General features: G+C 39.8%; 1 rRNA gene. It reads left to right on the plus strand.

The annotated features are described in order from the left end of the window. Window positions 1-170: 170 nt before the first annotated feature. Window positions 171-246: ribosomal RNA gene (gene rrf, locus JI667_RS22490) — 5S ribosomal RNA — on the plus strand; the annotation flags it as partial.

Genomic DNA, 246 nt, shown 5'->3' on the forward strand with positions numbered 1-246 from the left:
CCGCCGGAGCTGGATTGCAGTCTACTTTCAATAGTAGTTGCAACAATTGGTCGATACTCGGCTTTCTTGACATCAATCCTTTATCTAGTTTTCAGGGAATAAATTTTCATTTACCCCTTGAATTTCATTGAAAATATTATATAATAATATTTGTCATTGTAAGCAATATGTCTGGTGATTATGGCGAAGAGGTCACACCCGTTCCCATGCCGAACACGGAAGTTAAGCTCTTCAGCGCCGATGGTA

It is taken from the genome of Bacillus sp. NTK074B (genome assembly GCF_017303375.1).
In the GTDB taxonomy this organism is placed as follows: Bacteria; Bacillota; Bacilli; order Bacillales; family Bacillaceae_B; genus Rossellomorea.